3 protein-coding genes and 2 pseudogenes are annotated in these 3850 nt (G+C 62.7%); 2 read left to right on the top strand and 3 right to left on the bottom strand.

Annotated features, from left to right (window positions below; translation table 11 throughout):
• The 3 genes and pseudogenes from fliI to O7A61_RS31365 all read right to left on the bottom strand — a co-directional run.
• A pseudogene (gene fliI / locus O7A61_RS31355) lies at nucleotides 1-725 on the bottom strand (flagellum-specific ATP synthase FliI); the annotation flags it as partial.
• Between the two features lies 1 nt (nucleotide 726).
• Nucleotides 727-1452, bottom strand: a complete 726-nt coding sequence (gene flgF, locus O7A61_RS31360) for a flagellar basal-body rod protein FlgF (protein ID WP_027144745.1) — start codon at nucleotides 1450-1452, stop codon at nucleotides 727-729.
• Between the two features lie 2 nt (nucleotides 1453-1454).
• A complete protein-coding gene (locus O7A61_RS31365; protein ID WP_337133049.1) occupies nucleotides 1455-2576 on the bottom strand; it encodes a DUF1217 domain-containing protein in 1122 nt (373 codons plus the stop codon).
• A 157-nt stretch (nucleotides 2577-2733) separates the two neighbouring features.
• On the opposite strand from O7A61_RS31365, the gene motA reads away from it, so the two are divergent.
• The gene (motA, locus tag O7A61_RS31370) at nucleotides 2734-3609 is read left to right on the top strand and encodes a flagellar motor stator protein MotA (RefSeq protein WP_027144743.1); all 876 of its coding nucleotides are present in this window, start codon (nucleotides 2734-2736) and stop codon (nucleotides 3607-3609) included.
• Nucleotides 3610-3641: 32 nt separating this feature from the next.
• Nucleotides 3642-3850 (top strand): annotated as a pseudogene (locus O7A61_RS31375) (FliM/FliN family flagellar motor switch protein); the annotation flags it as partial.

Here is a 3850-nt window from a genome sequence, read left to right on the forward strand (position 1 = left end):
GTGGCGACGCCGGCGACGGTCTTGGCCATGCTGTCGCCGATCGTGTCCTCGAGGAATTCACGGACCTCGCGGCCGCGTTCACCGATCAGCGCCACGACGACCGTGTCGAACGCGTCGGCGCCGGCGAGCATGGCAAGCAGCGTCGACTTGCCGACGCCAGAGCCGGCGAAGACACCCATGCGCTGGCCGAAACAGAGCGGCGTGAAGATGTCGATGACCTTGACGCCGGTCATGAAGGCGGTGCCGACACGCTGCCGCGCCATGGCGCCGGGCGTCGCGGCGGTCGCCGACATGTCGTCGCCCCTGATGAGAGGCGGACCACCATCGATCGCCCGGGTGAGCGCGTCGATGGCGCGGCCGCGCCACGAGGCATGCGGCGCCACCGCGAGCGGACCCCTGCGGAACACGGCATCGCCGATGCCGGCGTCGGCGCTGCGTTCGAAGGGTGCTATCACAACCTCGTCCCGGCTGATCTTGACAATCTCGCCGCGGCGCGCGCCGGTCTGGCCGCGCTGCTCGACGATGTCGCCCAGCCTGGTGAAATCGGAAAGGCCGCGCACCTTGTAGTGCGTGGGCGTGACTTCGCTGACGAGGCCGCCGCGCTTGATCAACCCGTCGCCGTTGCCGAAGCGCCTGATAATCCGCTCCAACGCGGCAAGCTTATCCTGCGGCGCCGGCTGGAGCTGTCTTTCGGGTGCGCGGATGGATGGTTGCCCCGACGACATGCTACGACTTCGAGCCGAGCGTCTTTATCGCCTCGTCGGTGGAAGAATCGGTCTGCCGCATCAGCGCGGCGGTGTTCTCGAAGGCTCGCTGAACCATGATCAGCCGGGTCATTTCCAGCACCGGATTGACGTTGGATTCCTCGACGAAACCTTGCGCTATCCCGACATCGGAACGGTCGGTGACTGGTTCGGGCGTGCGTGCGGGCACAATGCCGGAATTGCCGTAGCGAACGAAATTCTGGCCCGGATCGAAATTGTAGAGGCCGATCGAGCCGACGAGCTGTTCGTTCTGGCGCAGCGAGCCGTCGGCGCCGGCCTTGGGCGGGCCGTTGCGAGGATCGAGCTGGATCGGCGCCCCGCCGGCGTCGAGCACCGGGTGGCCCTCGACCGACATCAGCTCGCCATTCTCGTTCATGGAGAAGCGGCCGTCGCGGGTCATGACGGTGCCTGCCGGCGTGTCGATGGCGAACCAGGCGTCGCCCTGGATGGCGAAATCGAACGGGTTGCCGGTTTCCGTCATGGCACCGTGAGCCCCCGACAGATAGGTCTTGCCGGAGGAAGCGAACGATACCGACTTCTGCCCTGCACCCGACACCACGTCCTCGAACTTCACGCCGGTGGCGCGAAAGCCGACGGTGCTGGCGTTGGCGACATTGTCGGCGATCGTATCGAGCCGGCGCTCGAGGGCCATCTGAGCGGAGAGGGCGACATAGAGACTGTCTCGCATGATCAGAACTTCAGTTTCTGCATGGCCATCATCAGGTCGGTGGAGATGCCCGATGTGACCGGTTTGGCGAAGAGCACGCTGATCGATGTCACGGCCGTCGAGGTCGGATTGTTGATCTCGTACATACTGGTGAAGCGGGTCAGGAATTTGTTGAGTTTCACGGGATCCGTGAAATCCGAGATGTCGAGCTTCTGCTCGAACAGTTGCGCCTGCTTGTCGATGTCGGCGGTGGCGAAGGAATCGGGCAGCCCCAACGCGGTTCGCACCACGCTGGCCAGCGCGGTGTCGGCCAGCACGTCGTACCAACTGGTGATGTCAGGAGCCTTGCGCTGGAAATAGAGCGCCAGCCGCACACCCTCATTGGTTTGGCCGGCATCTTCCTCCAGCGTCTGGCGCATGTACTTGTCGACAGTCGGTTGCTGCGCCGGATTGATGGTGGTGGCGTTCTCGCCGTACTGCTCGAAGTTGAAAGCCGAGGCCAGTGCCGCGTAAGCCGGATTCGTCTGCTTGTTGGCGGCGCTGTCGGGATCGCGCACGCCGCCTTGCAGGACCTGCTTGATGAGGTCCTTGTCCTCGGTCGCCGAATCGAGACCGAACGCCGCTAGGGCATAGGTGTAAACGCGGCTGTTGCCCATCAGGTCGTCGACGGACTTCACCTTGGTGATGTTGGCGAGATAATACGTCGTCTCGCCCTTCACATAGTCTGAATTCGGATCGAGGCCTGCGATTTGCGCCTGCGTGGCATAATTCTTCGTCACCAGCTGCTGGGCCTTGTTGTAGATCGTCGCATCGGCGCCGTTGGCAGCGAAGTTGAAGGCGCTGACGAAGGCGGCGTAGCGCTTGTCGGTCAGCTTGTTCGCGAAACTGTCGGGATTGGTGACGCCTTCCTTGAGCGCCTTGACCATGAACGCCTTGGCGTAGTCCATGTTCTCCAGCCCGTAGGCCTTCATGGCATATTTGAACAAGCGGTCGTTCTTGACGAAATCGTCGATCGATTTCACCTTGGTGATGTTGGCGAGGTAATATTGGGTATCGCGATCGACCGTCGGCTGCTGCTCGATGCGGTCGATCGACTTGTTGATGTCTCTGGTGATCAACTGGTAGCTGGTATAGGTACTGAGCAAGGACGCGCCTCCGGCCGAAGCTATGCCAACACAATAAGCTCACTTCCTTGCGCGAAACTGAATCGCCAACTTTCGATTCCATGGCGGCTCCGATTCAAGCCTCACACAAGGCACGGGGGCTATCCCTTCTCCGACGTGAAATGCGGAAGGACCGGTCGTGGGCATTCTGATTGGACTTGTGGTGACGCTTGGCTGCGTCCTTGGCGGCTTCATGGCCATGGGCGGGCATCTGCACGTGCTGGTGCAGCCATGGGAAGCCGTGGTCATCTGCGGTGCCGCGCTCGGCACTTTCCTGGTCGCCAATCCGATGAAGACGGTCAAGGATACCGGCAAAGGCATACTGGAGGCCTTCAAACAGGCTGTGCCGAAGGAGCAGGACTATCTGGAAACCCTTGGCGTGCTGCACAGCCTGATGCGCGAGCTGCGCGCCAAGTCGCGCAGCGAGGTCGAGGCGCATATCGACAATCCGGAGGAATCGGCGATCTTCCAGGCCTTTCCGACCGTACTCAAGAACCACGATTTGATGAATTTCATCTGCGACTACTGCCGCATCATCATCATCGGCAACGCCCGCTCACATGAAATCGAGGCGCTGATGGACGAGGAAATCCAGACCATCAAGTCCGACAAGATGAAGGCCTATCACGCGCTGGTCGCGGTTGGCGACGGCCTGCCGGCGCTCGGCATCGTCGCCGCCGTGCTCGGCGTGGTCAAGGCGATGGGCGCCCTCGACCAGTCGCCGGAAATCCTCGGCGGCCTGATCGGCGCGGCGCTGGTCGGCACTTTCCTCGGCATCTTCCTGTCCTACGCGGTGGTCGGACCTGTCGCCACCAAGATCAAGACGGTGCGCGAGAAGAAGAACCGCCTCTACATCATCGTCAAGCAGACGCTGCTCGCCTACATGAACGGCGCGCTGCCGCAGGTGGCGATCGAGTTCGGCCGCAAGACCATCTCCTCCTATGAGCGGCCGAGCATCGACGCCGTCGAACAGAGCACGATGAACACCGGCAGCGCCGAGAAGAAGGCCGCCTGAGCGATGCGCGACAGACCGGTGCCAAAACTGTCATGACGAGTCCGGGCAGCCCCTCGCAAGCGCGCTCATTGATCATCGAGCGCCTGGTTGGCGACAGCGGCGAGGCCGATCAGGTCATCGACGCCGGACGCGCCATGGCCGAACGCGCCGTACCGCTGCTGCAGAAGGCGCTCTCGAGCGAACTCGGCGCTCCCGTAAGCGTCGACCTCAGGGCCGTCGAGGTCAGCCGCGTTCCGGAGGC

It is taken from the genome of Mesorhizobium sp. Cs1321R2N1, assembly GCF_037179725.1.
Taxonomy (GTDB): Bacteria; Pseudomonadota; Alphaproteobacteria; order Rhizobiales; family Rhizobiaceae; genus Mesorhizobium; species Mesorhizobium salmacidum.